We start from the raw sequence: 17,035 nt of genomic DNA, 5'->3' as shown, positions 1-17,035 counted from the left end.
ATATCGGTAATTTCGAAGAGCCACGTATCAGGGTGTCTGTTACAGAGACTGTCTGCCAGTAGCCGCGTCGTGAACAAGATTTAGTCGGAATGGATCACAACCATCGTATATGTCTTTCACCGCCAGCTGGCACACGCTTCTCGACGAACTCGACGACCTTCCCGAGAGCGCGACGCTCATCACGCCGCTCTCCCATCAGCGATTTCGTATTACTGACGTGCAGGACGCTCGCGTCATCATTCAGTTCGAAGACAGAGACGAGACGCGACCGCTCCAACGCGACCAGTTCGAAACGCTCTATCGACGAATCGAGGATTCTCCCGACGGGTTTGATCTTGACCGTCTCCCGCCGGATGCCGACCCATACCCGGCGGTATGGAGTGTCCATCCACGGTTCGAGGTTGATAAGGACGCTGGCATCATCACACAATCGGAGGTTTCGACGGCAACGCAGGTGGTGGGCGCGGAACAGGAATCTACGGACGAGGAACGAACTGAACCCGACGGACTTGATGTCTACTCGGATGCACTTCTCCTCATCGATGCACTCGAACGCCACGATGTGACTACTCTCTCTGAACTGGAGACCGACGCGTTGGTGAATCTCTACACCCTGCTTTCGGATGTCCAGCGAGATGCTAACGAATTCCGCAAGGAGATCGCGGATGTCCTCCTCGCTCGGCTTCATCACGACCGTCCGGTTTCCGGGCAGTACGGCTCCGTCCAGCGGACGAGTCGCCGCAACCGCTCGCTCAAAGACGACGAGGAGGTGCTGGAACGCCTCGAGAACGCTGGCATCGACCGCGAACGTGTGCTGAGCGTCGATCGCTCGAAAGTCGATGAAGCGCTGGAAGTCACCACGCTCTCCGAATCCGATGTGTACGAAGTCGAAGAAAGCGAATACGTTCGCAAAGCGGAGGTCGATGAAGACGTCAAAGACTCCCGATTGCAGGGGTTGAAAGACCGCCTTGCTGCCAGCAAGGACGATGAAGCGAACCAGCTACGAGCGGAGATCGAGGAGCTCGAGCAGCGTATCGACGAGCTCACCAGCTTCCGCACAGGTACGGAGATGCAAGGATGACTGCCTACCGCTTTCGCGTCAAATTCGACCCCGACCCGACGTCGCTGTGGCGGGATATCGTCGTTGGTGCGGACAGAACGATCTCCGAATTTCAGTCGGCGATCAACCCTGCGGTCGGACTCGATCAGGGCCACCTCTGGTTCGTCGGGGAGGATGAAGACTATTGGGATAGCGCCGTCAAATACCAGTGCCCGCAGGAGTACGAGGAGTCGCTTGGTGGTGATCCGGTATTGCGTACGGAACGGATTGAGAACGCTGACGAGGTGACGATCGGCGAGATGACTCGCCAGCTCGGCCTCGAACAGTATGACCGTATCTGCTACCTCTATGACTACGGCGACGAATGGCGGTTCTACGCAATCTTGAAAGAGATTCTCAGCGATGAGCCGAGCGACAAACCACCAGAGGGTGTGAAAGAGAAAGGCGAGTCCATCGACGACCAGTACGACGCACCAGGAGCCGCTGAAAGCGATTCGCCTCTCCCTGACCCACTCTATTCGGTGCTCCCTGAAACTGCTGTTCCCGTTGCGGATCTGCGTGAGTTGGAGAAGCGAGATGGTATCGTCCACGTCATACCACTGCTCAGTCTCGAAACCGGATTCGGGGCGGTCTGCGAACGGTTCGCGATTCAGTTCGAAGAGAGGGGATACGTCCTCGAAAACTTCCAGCCGGGGTGGCAGGTCGTTGAGGAAGTTGATGGAGCAGACAAGACGGAAGGAGAACTCCTCGCGGCCCTTGCGGACGCAGTACGCGAGTGGCACGCTGAAATCGCGGAGATATCGGGGGCGATGACAGGGCAGCATTTCGACGAGGAGACTGTCGAAGCGATGCACGTCGAACTGGAAGCAGAACTCGAACGCATAGGATACGGCCACCTGTAGGCTGCTCTCTTGACTGTCTGTCGAAGAGAACGAGTTCTTGGCCGTGACGTGTCCAGCGTCTCACAGTGGCACCAACCTGTGCGTCTCGCCGGAATGTCTTTCGTTGGATCGCCCGAAAACCGCACGTCGAGTGGCCGGTGTACGACTCGACACCGTTGTATGACCGAGGTTCGCTAGCCGGACTGGAGTCGGACGTTCGTACTGTTTCGGAAGCGTGGTTCGATCACGACGCCCATACCTCAGTTGAGCTGTTCGTCTGTACGGTTCCGCTGGCCTACTTTCGATTCAACCCTCACGATCGATACGCGAACTCGACACGCTATGAGATGGCCACGCTCTTTCGCCTGTTCGTGCTGAAGGAACTCCACGGATGGGACCACGAGACTGCACTCGTTGAGTACCTCAAACGTCGATCTGATATCCGTGAGCAACTGGGCATCGAGTCGATACCCAATCAGTCAACGCTGTGGCGAAGTTGGCACACACGCTTCACGGAAGATCTCCGCGGGACTATCAAAACGGTTGCTCGAACGATCCTCATCACCGCTCAGAACGCGGGCATCACGGTCCCGCGTGAACCGGATCGAACCCTCCGGCACCACGATACTGAATCCGGTCAGCCGGAGCCAGACGATGGAGACGTTCTCGATCAGGCGAGCAAGATCACCGACCACGTCAGCCGCATCATCGTCCCCGCGTTCTCGCTTAATCGTGGTGAGGGCTGTGAGATCCACGAGAATGCGTTTTGGGACTTGCAAACGTATCTGGGGTTGCGAGAGAATCTCGCCGCGAACGAGGGAGCTCGCAGTTTCATCCACGAGTCGACTCGTGACCGGACTCCGATGGGACACGCGCATCGTGACCATCTTCGTGATCTCTCGATCGAACAGATTCGAGAGATGTATCGGCAAGCGGCGGGCCGACTCTTAGAAGAGGTCGCAGCGACGGAGGCGTTCTATCGTGCCGGGATCGTAGCGATCGATATCACTGGAGCCGATCCCTTCACAGGTGACCGAACGGGCCACGAAGACGAGATAATCGGGACGAAGGAGAAGAACGACGAATACGCCTACCAATGGGCGACAGTCCAGTTGGTCGGCAACGCTGTCCCACTCGTCCTTGATGCCCGTCCGGTACGGAAAGACGAGTCACGCAAGGAGATAGTCGAGGACTTGCTGGTTCGACTGAAGGGCTCGTCCACGTCGATAACGTGCTAATGGACCGGGAGTTCGACAGTCAGCACGTCTTGGAGATGATCAGCCAGCGTGGACTCTCCTACGTCGTTCCCAAGCGGATGCAGACCAGCGAGAAAGCCCAGGCCAAGCGGTTACTCCAGCGGGGCCAAGACCGGTATGAAACCGACTGCAAGCTCCATCTGGGCAAGAACGAGTGGCACGAGACGACGCTGATCTACCGCCGGAAAGAAGACTCCGAGCACGACGACCACCGGCAGTATTCAGTGTTCATGACGAATCGAGGGAGCGGGCACCTCACTGAGTACGGCTACCGCTGGGAGATAGAGAGCGGGTACAAATCGATCTGGCGGTTCATGGCTGCGACGACCTCGAAGAATTTTGGGCTTCGCTTTTTCTACTTCGCGTTTGCGTGTCTGCTGTACTCTATCTGGCGAGCAGTCGATTTGCTGGTACAGGTCGAGTTGACCGGTGAGTATGAACATTCGCCGATCGTAACGGCCGACAACACGCTTACGCTGTTGAAGAAGGAGACCGGCATCGGATAGCGAGGATCTCTAACCGTGGTAGCGCGACGTCTAAGTGGCTACACTACCCGCGGTCTCGGAAACACTCCGGATGAGTTGACTATCCAACTATAACGTCCGGTCAGAAAGCGATCTGAATCAGTTTCTGCTCATCGATTCGGCTGAAACCACGCATCACAGCCCCGCTAATCCCGCTGTAGTCTCAACTCCAACTTGGGGATAGCTACAAACACAGACGACCCATAGGCTCTCACATGGTCGAGATCAGAGCGTTGGCCAGCGATGCCGTGATCGATATCGACGGTGAGGTACTTCTCCTCGAACGAGATCACCCGCCGTTCGACGGACACTGGGTTCTCGCGGGCGGCCTCGTCGAACCCGGTGAGACGGCCAGGGAAGCCTGCGTTCGTGAAGTAGCGGAAGAAGTCGGGATCGACGTGACAGTCCAGGAGTTCGTCGGCCTATACGACGATCCAGACCGGGACGAGCGAGGAAACGTCAGCGCAGCCTATCGCTGTTTGCCGGTGGGTAACGCGACGCCGGAGCCCCGTGAGGAGGCACGCCGGGTGAACACGTTCGCTCCTAGGGAACTCCCCGAAACAGGCTTCGATCACGGGCGAATCATTCGCGACGCGTTCGGCCAGTAGCCCAGAGAAACAGTTCGTCGCCGGACACGACACGGAAAACGTTTCACCGTGCCCCTCCGAGGGGATTTCATGAGCGGTGACGGCAACGGTTCGCCGGATGGCGAGAACGTGAACGTACGCATACGGGGGATCTATTCGACGGCACTGACCCAGCTGTTTCTCCGATCGGGGTTCGAGGTCGTCGGCGTATCCGGACCGATCGATCGGCGGTTCGACGAGGATTTTCCCGCGGCAGGTCACGAAGCCGCGGTGGAAACGACCGACGACCGACAGGGTATTGGCGTTAAAGGCGATCCCGAGGCCGTGACCGCTGTCCGAGAAACGATCCTCGACACACTGTCACGTGACACCTTATCGTGGGGAGATCCGACACCCCGAGGATCGGTTTTTCGCGGCCGAGTCACAGAAACCCTCGGCAGCGGCGCAGTCGTCGATTTGACGATCGGGTCCGGCGACGAAAACAACACTGACACCGGCGGCCCGATGACGACGGATCACCTGGCGAGTGAGGGGTATTTACCGTACGACAACGCCCACGAACACCTCTCTGTGGGCGACGAATTCCGGGTGCAGGTTACGGCGTCGTCGCCCCCCTGGACCAGTCGCCGTCCCGAGTTGGACACCACGATCCGGGCTTACGGCGGGGTCGCGGTCCTCGAGCGGGGGCGGGAGGGAACGACAGTCGACACCCACGACGATCAGGCCGCCCGTGAACTCGCCGGAATGACCGACCTGCTCGGACTGGAGCCGCCGGAGGGATGGGGGTTGCAATGGACCCACGCTGCGACAGAACTGGAGATGAACGCCCTGGAGGCTGGACTCCAACGGGCAATCGAACGGGCCGACGCGCTCGAGGGGTCCCTGTCTCCGGGAGACTCGAACCCGTCCGACGACACCGGGGGGTCCGAAGGACCGACAGTTGATACTGTACGCCCGGAGGCGCTCGCATCTCCCGGGGCCGGCGCCTGGCTGTGGTTCGGTCGGGAGTCACGGTTCGGCCTCGACGACCGCCGCAGGGACGTAACCACCACGATGCCGGGACATCACCGCATCAAGGCAGGATCGGACGAGGCGGGGGCAGGCGTCGACTTCGTCGAGGCGCTTTGTGACCCGGTGGATGACGACGAGTTCCCCTTCCGAACAGTGACCGGGCAATTCGGCCCCCACGAGGACGACGAAATCCGGATCGAACACGGGAAGCCTGACGGACGGTTGATCACGCTCGGGACCGGTACTGTAACCGAGCTCGAATCGGACGGAACCGTCACTGTCGAGCGAAAGATGACTGGACGGGGGAGCTACGATGGCCTCGGAGTCGCCCGCGAGGATGGCGACGTCGCGGTGACGAAGTTCCGCGAGGGCCGGTGGTGGTATCCGACGACCTATCGGGACGATTCCGGGACACCGAAGGGGACGTACGTCAACGTCTGTACGCCGGTCGAAATTTTTCCGGGGGCGATCCGGTACGTCGATCTCCACGTCGACGTCGTAAAACACCGCGACGGTACCGTCGAACGGGTGGACGACGACGAACTCGACGCGGCCGAGGCGGCCGGAAACGTGCCGGCCGAACTGGCCGAGAAGGCGCGCGCGGTGGCGACTGCCCTCGAAAACGCGTTATAACGTCCGGCCGCTCTCCGTCAGTGGTTCCGCCGACGCTATTTATACGCCTCAACCCTCATTCTCGTGTAATGACTACAGCCTACGTCGCGACCGCCGACAGGCTCCTCCTTGCCGAGGGAATCACGTCGGAGGACACCGCCGCCGCGGTCCGGTTAGCGGACAAACGTGTCGAATGTGTGGCCGTCTCGTCGTCGGCTCCCGATCGGGTGTTCGCCGGAACGTTCGACTCCGGGCTGTGGCGGTCGACAGACGCCGGAGAAACGTTCGAACGGATCGGCGGAGAGATCGAACCGGCCGCAGTCACTGCCCTGGGGATATCCAACCACGATTCCGACACTGTCTGGGCGGGCACGGAGCCGTCCCGGATCTACCGATCCACTGACGGCGGCAACACCTGGGATCATCTGGAGGGACTCACAGACCTCCCCTCGGCGTCCCGGTGGTCGTTCCCACCGCGGCCCGACACACATCACGTCCGGTGGATCGAACCGGCCCCCGCCGATCCGGACACCTGGTACATCGGGATCGAGGCGGGCGCGTTCGTGGTCACCCGAGATGGCGGTGAAACGTGGGACGACCGGCCGCCCGGAGCCAGACGAGACAACCACACGATAGCGACGCATCCGGACGCCCCGGAACGCGTCTACAGCGCGGCCGGGGACGGCTATGCCGAAAGCCAGGACGCCGGTCACACGTGGAAACAGCGACACGACGGTCTCGAACACCGATACTGCTGGGGGCTGGCGGTCGATCCGGGGGATCCAGACACGGTCGTCATGTCCACCGCGAGCACCGCCCGCAACGCCCACCGGACGGGACCGAGCTATCTCTATCGGAAAGGGTCGACTGGCGCCGTCGAGCAGGAGGAAAGGGGAGTGGGAGAAGACGACGGCACAACTAGTGGCGACGAGTGGACGCGGTTGGACAGCCCCGAACTCGACACTGGCGAGGGGGCCAGGCGGCCGGTACTGGCGTCGGGAACAGAGCCGGGCGAGCTGTACGCCGCCTGCGACGGCGGCCTCTCCCGAACTGGCGATGCCGGCGATAGCTGGGAGCGCTGTGAGATCCCCGCCGCAAGCGTCTCCGGGCCCCCCTCCGTCGGGGAGAACGACGACGTAACCTGGGAGGATCTCCTCGAAGGCGGCCCCGTTCGCGGCCTCGCAATCGTCTGAAATCCGATGGCGGTCCTCTGATAAGCTATTTACCGATCTGGGTCGAGAAACTGCTATGTACGACGTTGCGGTCGTCGGCGTCGGCCCTCCCGGCGCCCGGTACGCCCGTCGGGCGTCCGAGGCCGGACTCGATGTCCTCGCGCTGGAAAGCGGAGAGATCGGATCACCGCTGGCCTGTTCGGGACACGTCTCGACGGACCTGTGGGAGTACGTCCCCGAGAAGGCAGTCGATCGTCTCCTGCAAAACCGGATCTACGGTGCGGACTTCCACGTCGGTGGGCCAAAAACGGACGCCTACAGGTTTTACAAACGCGAGGAGGTTTCGAACGTGATCGACCGCGTCGAGCTGGATCGAACGCTCGCGGACTGCGCCAGAGAGGCAGGTGCGGACGTCCGGGAGCACCACACGGTGACCGATGTCGACGAGCGACCGGACCGGGTCGTTCTCACTGCAAGCGTAGGCGGTGACGGGAACGACGGCGATGGGAACGACGGCGATGGGAACGACGGCGATGGGAACGACGGGGACGGGAACCGCGGCGACGGGAACGGCGGTGTCGAACGGACGTTCGAAGCCCGCATCGTCGCCGGGTGTGACGGGCCGACCTCGAGAGTCCGTCGAGCGGTGGGGCTCCCGGAGCCCGAAGAGACGCTGCACGGCGTGCTCGCATTCGATGAGGAACCCGACCACGGAGACTTCGTCAACGTCCACCTGACGGCACCGACGTTTTTCTCCTGGCGGATCCCACGGGGCGAGGCCGGCGTCGAGTACGGCCTGGCCGCCCCACCGGGCAAGGACGTGAAAAGCCGGTTCGATCGACTCGTCGACGGCTACGGCGTCGAAACCGAGCGGTTCTGTTCGGGCGCGATACCGATCGGGCCACCAGCCCGAACGACGACAGACCGGGTGTTCCTCCTCGGTGACGCGGCCGCCCAGACGAAGCCGTTCACAGGCGGCGGGATACTCTACGGAATGACGGCTGCCGACATCGCAGCCGAGACGATCGATCCAGCGGATCCGTCGACGCTGTCGGCGTACGAACGGGCCTGGCGGGAAGAGCTCGGCCGGGAAATCCGCCTCGGATCGCTGATCAGGCGGGCGTATTCGCTGCCCGAACCGGTTCAGCGGGCCGGACTGTGGGCGCTGTCGGGTGAGATCGGCGTCCACATGGACCGACCGACGTCGTTTTTCTCCCGGGAACACCTCAGACGGCTGTTCTCCTGATCACTCCCCGGGATACGCCGGCAGCCTGGCCGATCGCGCTGATCCCTCGAGGAACGGCAGCGAGGCGAGTTCGGCGGGAATCTCCTCGTCCCCGAGACGGACGGTGAAATCCCCGTCGGCGTCGAAGTCGACGAGCGCCAGCGCAAGGGGACGTTCCAGCGTGGACCACGGCGTCGCACGCGTGACTTCACCGACGGTGTCGCCGTCGGCGGCAACCGGCACTCCGGACATGGGCGGCGTCTCCGCCTCGCCCATCGCCGATTCTGGGAACCGGTCGGGGAGCAAACCGACCAGACGCCGGCTGGGTCGACCGCGGTTCTCGATCTTCGAGACCACTTCCTGTCCCACGTAACACCCCTTCTCGAAGTCGAGTCCGTTCCTGACTCCCGCCACGTTGGGGACCCGGCCCTGAAGTTCCGTCTCGAAGATCGGGGTCCCCGCCTCCAGCGACAGCACGTCGTAGCTCCGGTATCCGAACGGGGCCGCATTGAGTCCCCTGGTGAGAAGGGTTTCGAACACCTCACGTGCGTTCGGTGCCGTACAGAGCACCTCGTATCCCTCCTCGCCCAGGGGGTTGTCCGTGGCGACGACAGTGACGCCGGCCCCGTGCATCGATCCGCGGACGAACGACAGCGGCTCCTCCGGGGGCGACCCACCGTCGAGCACCGAGGCGACTTTCTCGGTCGCCTTGGGGCCGTGAATTCCGAATATTCCGAATTCGTCCGTGGCGTCGTGGACCTCCACGTCCTGGATGAACACCTTCTCCCCCCAGTCGTCCACGAGGGGGGCCGCTCGACCCGGAGGCGTACACACCAGGAGTCGCTCGCCGGCATTGTACACGTACATGTCTGTCTGCACAGTTCCTTGCGGGTCGAGCAAAAGCGCGTACACTCCCCTTTCCTCACGCTCTGGGATTCGATTGGAAACGGCGTCGTCGACGAATTCATAGCGATCCGCTCCCGACACGGTGACCACGCCGTAGCCCATCTCGATTGCGCCGACCACGTTCCTGACTGCCCGCGCCGCACGTTGGGGTCGGCCGTACGCCTCCGCCACCGCCGTTCCGCCGCGCTCGCCGACCGTCGCCCCGTACTCCTCGTGTAAATCCCCGACGACCGTCATGTGACTGGGTAACGGGCCGAGGTGGAAAACCTCGCCGATCCGTTCCCGGCCTACTCTTCCTCGTCGGGCTTTCGAGCGAACATTACCTTGAGCGTGTTCAATCCTTCAGTTCGGGTCGTCCCCTTCGAGAGCCGGACGCCGTCGAACGTCCCGTTACGCCGAGCATCCCGAGGCCCCAGATGATCCATGTGATACACCCGTCTCGTCACCCACCCCAGGAGGAGCGTGAGCACGACGAACAGACCGATCGCTGTCGCCGTCGAAACGGGCGCGAACCCGACGACGACGCCGACGAGCACGTACACGAACGCGACGACGACCAGGAGAACTGTCACGGTGACGAGGATGTCGTTGACGGCTGTCATCCGGGCGTTGTAATCGATCCATCGGGCGTAGCTCCGGAGCAATCGTTCCTGGAATTCGCCGTCCCCCTCGTCTGCGATCGCCGTCTCGACGGCGTCGGCGTCCAGTCCACCCCGGAGGTTCGAGGAGGTGTAGGTGACCCCAGCCAGCCCCGTCGACACCAAAAGCAGCAGTCCTCCCGCGACCGTAAACGCATTCACGAATGCGGCGACGTCAATTTCCGTCTGTACCAGGATCGATCCCGCAGTGACGACCAGCCCGATCAAAAGCAGGTTCGCCTTCAGCAGTTCTATCGCCTTCCCGTCAATCTCCCGGAGCCGCTGGACCTGGTACTCGAAAGTGATCCGGAGTTCCTCTCGCGCCACTGGGACGACCTCGGTTTCCCCGGTGGCTTCGGCACCTCCCGGCGAGGGTCGGTTAGGACTTCCGTCAACCATAGCTGCTGTACACCGAGGGGATTGGTAACAGTGTCGCCGAGGTGATTGCAGTGGGCGACCGGTTCACCAAAACGTATCCGGTCCGCGAACCGATCCGATTTATAACATTTCGACTCGAACCGTGTTCTCACATGACGGACGACCGGCTTGTTGTACTCAACAAGGACGAAGACAGCATCTCGATTGTCGACCCAGATTCTGGAGAGAGAATCGACCGTGTCCAGACCGACTTCAACCCTCACGAGGTCGAAATCGGCCCGGACGGAAAGGAGTTGTACGTCACCTGTTCGCTCGGCGGAACCCTCCTGGTTCTGAATACGGACTCCTGGGAAATCATCCAGCGGATCGAACACGAGCAGTTCGACTTCCCCCACGGGTTGGCTCTCAGGGAGTCGGCCGACGAGTTGTGGCTCGCATCGACATACAGCTCCCGCGTTTTCGTGTTCGACGTCGCCGGCGAGGGTGTCGAGCTGCGTTCCGTGTTCCCGACGTTTCAGGACAAGTCCCATATGGTGGCGTTCACGCCGGACGAGGAGACCGCGTTCGTCGCCAACATCGGCAGCGACAACGTCACCGCGATCGACGCCGACGAACGGGAAATCGTCGGAGACATCCCCGTCGGCGAAGCGCCCGAAGGGATCGAAGTCCATCCCGAAGGCGGGCTGCTGGTCGCCAACCAGGACGATTCGCGGCTCACAGTTGTCGATCCCGAAACGTTTGAAGAGCAGGGACAGGCGCTGCTGGGCGAAACGCCGATCCGGGTCGTCTCCTCGCCGAATGGTCGCCACGTCTTCGTTCCGAACCGCGAGGGCAACGACGTGAGCGTCATCGACACCAGCCACGAGCGAAACGACGAGATCCGACCCTGGGAGATCGCCCGCATCCCCGTGGGTATCTGGCCCGGCGGTACTACTTTCGATCCGACCGGAGAGCGGGCGTTCGTCGCGAACAACAAGACGAACGACGTGAGCGTCCTCGACGCCGACGAGTGGGAGGAGATAGACAGGTACGACGTCGGTCTTCACCCGGACGGCATCGCCTACCTTTCGCGGTGAAGTCCCGACAGTAAGACGGGCAGTTGCCTGGTCTCACACTGGTGGTCGGATGTGTGCCTCAAGTACACATAGTAGCGGCGTTGAAACGGCCTCGAACCGTAATATTTCCAGGGAGTGAATCCACGTGGACGAGGAACCGTACGCCAGCGACGGCACGGACGACACTGACACCGACGCGGAACAGGTTGCCGAGATCCGGGCATCCGAGTCCCTCTCTGAGCTGCGAACGCAATTCGAAACGGAGTCGATTCACGAGGCGTACTTTCGGGCGAAAGACGTCTGGAAGTCCACCGTCGATCCGACCTGGTGGGACGTCTCGGACTCGGGTGGACTCCCCGGAACGTGCGTTCGTCTCGACGGTCACGCGTTCCACGTCCACGGAGTCACACACGCGGACACGCCCGAAGAGCGAGCGTTCTTGAGAACGCACGTCCGACGATATCTCGACCGGGATGCGTCGGTGTACTGCGAACAGGGGATCCGCCCGCTTTACTTTCAGGACTTCGAGGGGGTCTGTGAGATGGACGATTACCGCTGGGCGATGGAGCAGTGCGTCCAACTGGCTGGTGAATCGTGGCTCGGCCCGCTCGAAGAGACGCCGTTCGACGCGTTGCTCGAGGACGTCAGTTCGATCGCCTCGACGTTCCGAGAGGCGACGTTTTCTGTCATCGAATCAGGGGCGTCCGTGTACGGCGACCGGTTCGAACGCGTCCTCGCCGACGTCGCAGCCGCGTTCGTGACCGATCACGCGGATCTCGCGACGGCGAAAAATTACGAGTCGTTCTCGCTGAGTCGCGATGCGAGTCGGAACCCCGATCGACTCCGTGACCTCCAGCGGTATTACGCCCGGGCGTTTCTCCCACAACCGCTGGAACGGGAGTGGCTCCGGCGACACGATCCCGAACTCGAGGTCGTCACACACGCACGAAACGAGCGAATGGCAGAGTACGCTGTCTACCACCACGACAACGCGAGTGAAGTGCATCTGCTCGTCGGTGCTGCCCACGGGCCGGGGATCAGACACTACCTGAAACAGTTTCAGCAAGGCCGGACAGTTCCCCCGTCGTTCGAGCCGCTGTAGGCGGCTGTCAGTCCTCTGTCGGGGTGGATGAACCGTGATCAGTCCTCTGTCGGGGCTGGTGGTTCGACCGGGTCCGGTTCGTCGATGTACTTTTCGGTCCAGGTTCCACGGGAGAACCAGACCACGCCGATCACTGCGCTGACGATGTGGCCGACGGTCATCCCCACCCAGATCCCGGTCGCGCCCCAGCCGGCGACGAACACCAGATAAAAGACGCAGGCCACCCGGCCGGCCCACAGGGAGATCAGCGAAATGGTCATCGCCGTCTTCGTGTTTCCAGCACCGCGGAACGCACCGAGGATGACCTGCGCGACTCCGATGAACGCGAACTCGACGGAGCGGATCCGGACGTAGTCGACGCCGTGACGGATCGTCTCGGCCGCCTGCGGCACGTCGCCGAGGAAGACCGCAACGATCGGCTCTGTGAACGCCACCGCGACGACCGCAACGAGGAGCATCACGCCCGCGCCGGTGCTCGCCGCGACGCGAACCGCCCGGGCGGCCCGATCGGCGCGGTCGGCGCCCAGGTTCTGGCCGACCATCGTGTCGATCGCGCGCCCGAGCCCCATCGCCGGGAGGAACACGAGCGATATGAGGCGGTTTCCGAGCCCGTAGGCGGCCACCACCGGCGGCGAGAACGTCACCACCATGGCGGTAAGGGTGATCATTGCCAGCGCGCTCGCGGTCTGCTCGACGCTGCTGGGGAGACCCAGCCGGAAGATGTCGGAGATGAACCCCAGATCCGGTGAGAGGTGGCGGATCCGGACGGCCGGACCGACGGTCGTCGTAAATAGCAGCCACAGCCCGATCGCCGTTGCGATGCCGCGAGCGATAATCGTCGCGAGCGCCGCCCCCTGGATGCCGAACCCGACGAACCCCGTCGCGGCGTAGGTCGCCGTCTCGATGGCCGCGAAGTCGATCGTCCCGACGATCGGGGTCGCGTCCAGCCAGACGAATATCGGGTTGTGCTGGAACCCGAAGATCAGGAAGGGATCGAGGACGACGTTGATAAAGACGGACACCACCATCACGAACATCGGCGTCCGGGTGTCTCCGTACCCCCGCAGTAGCGCGCTGAACACGAAGAAGCCGAACATCAGCGGGATCCCCAGGAAGATGACCTCCATGTAGTCGGCCGCAAGCGGGATCACCGTCGCGGCCGTCTCGGGATCGCTCGGCAGCAGCTCCAGGGCCGGACGCGTGTAAAAGTAGCCCCCGATCCCGATGACGACGGAGAGTGCCGCCACCGTCGTGATCGTCTGTCCGGCCACCAGCCCCGCGGATCGATCGCCTTTCGCGCCGGTGTACTGGGCAACCAGGATCGCTCCCGCGGTGGTGAACCCCCCGGCGACGGCGATTAAAAGGAAGATCAGCGGGAACGCAAGGCTGAGTGCCCCCACCGCCTCCGCCGACAGGCGGCCGAGATACAGGGTGTCGACGACGTTGTACGTCACCTGCAGCAGCTGGATGACCAAAATCGGCCAGGCGAGCCGGAACAGTGGCCGGAGGAGGCTCCCCTCGGTGATCGAATCACGCGGCTCGTCGCCGTCGTCGTCTTCACCGTCGCTAACGTCCGGCGGATTGTCGGACGTCTCGTCGGGAGGTGTACCGGAGGGCGTCGCGTCGGGATCGTCTTGCTCGTCGTCCCCCGGCGAAGCGGGGTCTGTCACTTTTGCAAGGCTGGACTGGCGGAGAAATCAACGTTCCGATGTCGGAAGGCCGGTTGCTTCGGTAGCACAAGGGCGGTTGCTTATAAGAGTCGCCCGCGAACTCCGACGGTATGGGTCGGGTCATCCCGGACCACTGGGCGGCAGATCTGGCGACGCCGTCAACCCTGGTCTGGCTCCTCCTCGTCAATGCCGTCGCGTTTCTCGTCGGCGTGGAGTTTTACGTCGACACGTTGGACGAGGTGCCGACGATCCTGTGGCCGCTGTACGCCGATTCCCCGACGGCGATCGCGCTGGCGACGCTCGCGCTGGCGACGCTACTCCCCAATCTCGGTCGGCAACCGCATCAGGCACCGAGAAATCGACCGCTGGCGTATCTCCACACGTTCGCGTTCGTCTGGCTCGTGAAGTTCGGCCTCTGGACGTTCGTCGCCCTCACGCTTCGTCCGGAACTGTACCTGTTCGCGGCGGGAGCGCTGTGGGACTACTGGGGAATCGTGATCACGCACTTCCTGTTCGTCGCCGAGGCGTTCCTGTTTCCACACGCGGCGGCGACGACGCCGGGGGCGCTCGCGTCGGCGCTGGCGTTGCTTCTGGCAAACGACGTGTTCGATTACGTCTTCGGCTACCATCCTCCGCTCGAGTACGAACCGGGGCTGGTGCTGCCGGTGATCTCCGTCGGCCTTTCGGTTTTCGCCGTCGCGCTCGCGTGGTGGGCGTTCGAACCACTCTCCGAGTGGTCGGCTACGCTCGAGTCGTGAGTAGCGACGAGCGGAGACGTTATCGGCCCCCGGGACCTACCAGTTCGTAATGGCGACTCGAGCGAAGGTGTGGTGTCCCGGGTGTGGTTTCGAGGGTGCGTTTGACTCGCTATCGGAAGCCAGGGAGTGGATCGACGACCACGAACGCGAGACAGGCCACGACCCGTCATGGGAGATCACCGGGATTGCGACCGGCGTCGAACGTGCAGGGTCAGCGGCCGGCGTGTGCGGGATTCCGGGATCGGAAGACGATCTCGACGGCGAGTAGTCACTCCGTGGAATCGTCCCCTTCGGGTCCGCTTTCAGTGTGGTCCTCGACGCGGTCGTCGAGCCGTTTTTCGACTTCCTCGCCGATCCGCTCGTCGACCTCCGCTTCGATCTGATCGGCGACGTCGTCCTCGAGTTGGTCTTCGACTTCCGCCTCGATCTGGTCGCCCATTCCGTCTTCCATCTGTCGTTCGACGGCCTGCTCGACCTGCTGTTCGACGGCCGAGGTGACCTCCTCGGGAACCTGCTGTTCGACCTCCGAGGTGACCTCTTCAGGGACTCGTTGTTCCACTTCCGAGGTAACTTCCTCGGGAACACGTTCCTCGATTTCCTGGGTTACCTGTTCCTCGGCTTCCCCCGGTACGGTGTCCTCGACCTCCTGGGCGACCGCCTCCTGGGCCTCCGCTGCGACTTCCTCCTCGAGAATCCGTTCGTAGACGCTCATGTTCTCCCACACGCGGAGGAAATATCCGAACACGAGCCCCCCCTGGAACGCCGCGACGCGCGGGTCCATCCCGACGAACAGGAGGTAGGCGAACCCGGCACTGAACGCGATGCCGTAGATGACGTCGATATAAAACTGCGTCTGGCGACCTTTGAAGCGAACCGTCATAGTCAGTGGAAATACGACCGTGAGTCACTAAGGTCCAACTGTTTTCACGCAGGTCCCGATCGCGCAGTTGCGCCTCAAATTACCAGGAACGTGAGATAGGACCCGGCTGTCGCGACGATCGGCACGACGTTTTGCATCACGATCACTCTGACCGTCGTCTCCGGATCGAACAGGTCGGAGGTCGCCGGCGGAGCCTCGGCGTCGTCGGTGTGGCGATTCCGTCGGTCCGGGGCCTCACCGTCGATAGCTGGCTGTCCGACCGTCGGCGCACCTGCGTCTTCGGAGAGTGCGCCGACCGATACCTGCGGCGATGTGGTTCCACGGACTGCGTCGCGAATCGGGATCCGGTCGGTCGAGCGACCCCAGCCGAGGCCGACGATACAGACGGTGGCGATGATGACGAAACTGGCCGGAATCCCGATCGCCGACAGCGCAATGACGATCCCGGAACTCAACACGGCGACGATGATGGCCGCGGTGAGCGGAAGGTCGGTAATGTCGTTTCCAAGCGTCTCCATGGTCCGCCGGGCGATCGTGAACGCCCCGACCGCCACGGCGGCAGAGCCGAGTACAATTCCGGGATTCATCGCGATTGCGCTACTGCCAACGAGCGGAGCGATCGCGTTTGCGATGTTGCTCGCCCCCGAGCTGAACGCCATCAGACACCCGATTCCGACCACGACTGCGGTGCCGAGGAGCTCCCGTCTACTCGTCTGTTCTCCCGGAACTGGTCGCGGAACCGTCGCTTCCCGGTCGATCTTGACGAGCGGCCCCTCGCTCTGTTCGATGGCGATGATCCGGTCGAGGTCGTCGTAGAAATACCGGCCGATCATCACTGCCATCCAGAAGCCGATCACCGGCGAGATGATCCACCACGCCAGGATTTCCCCGATCACCGCAAAATCGAGGACGCCCCGGGCGAGGGCAAGTCCGGCGATAGCGCCGACTGCCGTCATCGAGGTCGACGACGGCGCGCCGGTGAGGTTCCCGATGAGCAGCGCCCCGCCGATGAAGAACAACACCAGGATGCTCGCCTCCAGCGTGAACACGGCGGTATCGTGGACGAGGTCATCGCCGAGCGTGTCGACGACGTTGCGACCGATACTGAACGCTCCCAGGAAGAAAAACACCGACATCAGCCCGCCGGCGGCCGCCTTCGGAAGCACCCCTGCCCCGACGGCCGGCCCGAACGCGGGCCCGGTCGTCGCACCGCCGATATTGTAGGCGACGAAACACGCGACGAGGAGTCCAATCGCGAGCAGCGGGTCGATCACGGTTCGAATGGGTGTTGCCGTTTGATTTTATAAGGCGTGACGCTTT

General features: G+C 62.6%; 15 protein-coding genes and 1 pseudogene. 11 read left to right on the top strand and 5 right to left on the bottom strand.

The window, feature by feature from the left end; genetic code table 11:
* Positions 1-109 precede the first annotated feature (109 nt).
* The 7 genes and pseudogenes from RH858_RS13375 (at position 110) to RH858_RS13345 (ending at position 8,349) form a co-directional block, all read left to right on the top strand.
* Complete coding sequence (locus RH858_RS13375) at positions 110-1,081, top strand: hypothetical protein (RefSeq protein ID WP_259532952.1); 972 nt, start codon at positions 110-112, stop codon at positions 1,079-1,081.
* A complete protein-coding gene (locus RH858_RS13370) occupies positions 1,078-1,962 on the top strand; it encodes a plasmid pRiA4b ORF-3 family protein (protein ID WP_259532951.1) in 885 nt (294 codons plus the stop codon). The genes RH858_RS13375 and RH858_RS13370 overlap by 4 nt, the downstream gene beginning before the upstream one ends.
* 326 nt (positions 1,963-2,288) lie before the next feature.
* A pseudogene (locus RH858_RS13365) lies at positions 2,289-3,703 on the top strand (transposase).
* 233 nt (positions 3,704-3,936) lie between these two features.
* Positions 3,937-4,329, top strand: coding sequence for an NUDIX hydrolase (locus RH858_RS13360; protein WP_259532950.1), 393 nt, complete (start codon positions 3,937-3,939; stop codon positions 4,327-4,329).
* Positions 4,330-4,398: 69 nt separating this feature from the next.
* The gene (locus RH858_RS13355; protein ID WP_259532949.1) at positions 4,399-5,952 is read left to right on the top strand and encodes a DUF402 domain-containing protein; all 1,554 of its coding nucleotides are present in this window, start codon (positions 4,399-4,401) and stop codon (positions 5,950-5,952) included.
* 68 nt (positions 5,953-6,020) lie between these two features.
* Positions 6,021-7,124 carry a hypothetical protein gene (locus RH858_RS13350; protein WP_259532948.1) on the top strand — a complete coding sequence of 368 codons (1,104 nt, stop codon included), beginning with the start codon at positions 6,021-6,023 and terminating at the stop codon, positions 7,122-7,124.
* A 55-nt stretch (positions 7,125-7,179) separates the two neighbouring features.
* Positions 7,180-8,349, top strand: coding sequence for a geranylgeranyl reductase family protein (locus RH858_RS13345; protein WP_259532947.1), 1,170 nt, complete (start codon positions 7,180-7,182; stop codon positions 8,347-8,349).
* On the opposite strand, the gene RH858_RS13340 is transcribed toward RH858_RS13345, so the two are convergent.
* Positions 8,350-9,471, bottom strand: coding sequence for a glycine cleavage T C-terminal barrel domain-containing protein (locus RH858_RS13340; RefSeq protein WP_259532946.1), 1,122 nt, complete (start codon positions 9,469-9,471; stop codon positions 8,350-8,352).
* A 50-nt stretch (positions 9,472-9,521) separates the two neighbouring features.
* Positions 9,522-10,271 carry a hypothetical protein gene (locus tag RH858_RS13335; protein ID WP_259532945.1) on the bottom strand — a complete coding sequence of 250 codons (750 nt, stop codon included), beginning with the start codon at positions 10,269-10,271 and terminating at the stop codon, positions 9,522-9,524.
* 131 nt (positions 10,272-10,402) lie between these two features.
* On the opposite strand from RH858_RS13335, the gene RH858_RS13330 reads away from it, so the two are divergent.
* Positions 10,403-11,326 carry a YncE family protein gene (locus RH858_RS13330; protein WP_310562127.1) on the top strand — a complete coding sequence of 308 codons (924 nt, stop codon included), beginning with the start codon at positions 10,403-10,405 and terminating at the stop codon, positions 11,324-11,326.
* Positions 11,327-11,450: 124 nt separating this feature from the next.
* Positions 11,451-12,407 (top strand): hypothetical protein, encoded by a 957-nt coding sequence (locus tag RH858_RS13325; protein ID WP_259532943.1) that lies wholly within the window; start codon positions 11,451-11,453, stop codon positions 12,405-12,407.
* Between the two features lie 38 nt (positions 12,408-12,445).
* Here the strand turns inward: RH858_RS13325 and RH858_RS13320 are convergent, their stop codons facing one another.
* Positions 12,446-14,077 carry an MATE family efflux transporter gene (locus RH858_RS13320; protein ID WP_259532942.1) on the bottom strand — a complete coding sequence of 544 codons (1,632 nt, stop codon included), beginning with the start codon at positions 14,075-14,077 and terminating at the stop codon, positions 12,446-12,448.
* Between the two features lie 110 nt (positions 14,078-14,187).
* On the opposite strand from RH858_RS13320, the gene RH858_RS13315 reads away from it, so the two are divergent.
* Together RH858_RS13315 and RH858_RS13310 are read left to right on the top strand one after the other, a co-directional pair.
* A complete protein-coding gene (locus tag RH858_RS13315) occupies positions 14,188-14,835 on the top strand; it encodes a DUF1405 domain-containing protein (protein WP_259532941.1) in 648 nt (215 codons plus the stop codon).
* Between the two features lie 49 nt (positions 14,836-14,884).
* Positions 14,885-15,103, top strand: coding sequence for a hypothetical protein (locus RH858_RS13310; RefSeq protein WP_259532940.1), 219 nt, complete (start codon positions 14,885-14,887; stop codon positions 15,101-15,103).
* On the opposite strand, the gene RH858_RS13305 is transcribed toward RH858_RS13310, so the two are convergent.
* Entirely contained in the window at positions 15,104-15,715 is a 612-nt protein-coding gene (locus RH858_RS13305) for a hypothetical protein (protein WP_259532939.1), read from the bottom strand.
* A gap of 74 nt (positions 15,716-15,789) precedes the next feature.
* Positions 15,790-16,989: an anion permease gene (locus tag RH858_RS13300; protein ID WP_310562126.1), complete on the bottom strand. Its 1,200-nt coding sequence runs from the start codon at positions 16,987-16,989 to the stop codon at positions 15,790-15,792.
* Positions 16,990-17,035: the final 46 nt, after the last annotated feature.

Origin of the sequence: Halalkaliarchaeum sp. AArc-GB (assembly GCF_031432225.1) — an archaeon.
Taxonomy (GTDB): Archaea; Halobacteriota; Halobacteria; order Halobacteriales; family Haloferacaceae; genus Halalkaliarchaeum.
Note: the sequence above shows the minus strand (reverse complement) of the source record. Positions and strands in the feature narration are given on the sequence as shown.

Excerpts from the sequence above, each read along its gene's own strand:
- RH858_RS13335 (WP_259532945.1), bottom strand. The coding sequence starts at position 10,271 with ATGGTTGACGGAAGTCCTAACCGACCCTCGCCGGGAGGTGCCGAAGCC.
- RH858_RS13370 (WP_259532951.1), top strand. The coding sequence starts at position 1,078 with ATGACTGCCTACCGCTTTCGCGTCAAATTCGACCCCGACCCGACGTCG.
- RH858_RS13330 (WP_310562127.1), top strand. The coding sequence starts at position 10,403 with ATGACGGACGACCGGCTTGTTGTACTCAACAAGGACGAAGACAGCATC.
- RH858_RS13375 (WP_259532952.1), top strand. The coding sequence starts at position 110 with ATGTCTTTCACCGCCAGCTGGCACACGCTTCTCGACGAACTCGACGAC.
- RH858_RS13360 (WP_259532950.1), top strand. The coding sequence starts at position 3,937 with ATGGTCGAGATCAGAGCGTTGGCCAGCGATGCCGTGATCGATATCGAC.
- RH858_RS13345 (WP_259532947.1), top strand. The coding sequence starts at position 7,180 with ATGTACGACGTTGCGGTCGTCGGCGTCGGCCCTCCCGGCGCCCGGTAC.
- RH858_RS13305 (WP_259532939.1), bottom strand. The coding sequence starts at position 15,715 with ATGACGGTTCGCTTCAAAGGTCGCCAGACGCAGTTTTATATCGACGTC.
- RH858_RS13310 (WP_259532940.1), top strand. The coding sequence starts at position 14,885 with ATGGCGACTCGAGCGAAGGTGTGGTGTCCCGGGTGTGGTTTCGAGGGT.
- RH858_RS13350 (WP_259532948.1), top strand. The coding sequence starts at position 6,021 with ATGACTACAGCCTACGTCGCGACCGCCGACAGGCTCCTCCTTGCCGAG.
- RH858_RS13315 (WP_259532941.1), top strand. The coding sequence starts at position 14,188 with ATGGGTCGGGTCATCCCGGACCACTGGGCGGCAGATCTGGCGACGCCG.
- RH858_RS13340 (WP_259532946.1), bottom strand. The coding sequence starts at position 9,471 with ATGACGGTCGTCGGGGATTTACACGAGGAGTACGGGGCGACGGTCGGC.
- RH858_RS13355 (WP_259532949.1), top strand. The coding sequence starts at position 4,399 with ATGAGCGGTGACGGCAACGGTTCGCCGGATGGCGAGAACGTGAACGTA.